The following is a 719-nucleotide window of genomic DNA, read 5'->3' as shown; positions in this document are numbered from 1 at the left end:
AACGGCGAGAAGTGGTACACCTCAGGGGCGTCCATTTCTCAGCTGGCACTGGTGATGGCCAAGACCGATCCCGACGCCCCTCGTCATCGGCAATACACCACCTTCTTGGTGGAGCTGCCCAACGCGGGTTTCGATATCGTCCGCAATATCCCTATCATGGGCGAATCCGATATCCCCACCTACCAGGGCGAAATCCAGATGGGCCACGCCGAAGTGCGCATCAACGACCTCGTTGTCCCCCACGAGAACATTCTCGGCGGACTTGGACAGGGCTTTGCCATGGGCCAGCATCGCCTCGGCTACGGCCGGCTGCGGCACGGCATGTGGAGCGTGGCCAAAGCTCAGGCAGCCTTGGATATGGCCACCGCACGTGCGTGCGAGCGTGTCACCTTCGGCAAGCGCGTCGCCGATCGGCAAGGCATCCAGTGGATGCTCGCCGATTGCGCCGAGAAGCTCTACATCACGCGACTGATGATCCTGCACCTGGCCTACAAAATGGAGCACGGGCACGACCTGCGCATCGAGAACTCGATGGCCAAAACCTATATCGCCAACATGCTGATCGAGGTGATCGACACGGCGTTGCAGATACACGGGTCCTTGGGCTACACCCACGACCTGCCGTTGGCGGCCTGGCTCTCAGAGGCGAGAATGAGCCGCATCGTCGACGGCCCCGATGAGGTGCACCGCTGGACGGTGGGGCGCAACGTCGTCAAGGC

General features: G+C 61.9%; 1 protein-coding gene. It reads left to right on the top strand.

Annotation, left to right across the window (positions count from 1 at the left end):
• Positions 1 to 719: acyl-CoA dehydrogenase family protein (locus A9X04_RS00625; RefSeq protein WP_197508960.1), on the top strand; the 719-nt coding region annotated here is incomplete at both ends.

The organism is Mycobacterium sp. E3247 (genome assembly GCF_001667785.1).
Lineage (GTDB): Bacteria > Actinomycetota > Actinomycetes > Mycobacteriales > Mycobacteriaceae > Mycobacterium.
The sequence above is the reverse complement of the archived record's forward strand: the minus strand, read 5'-3'. Positions and strand labels throughout refer to the sequence as shown.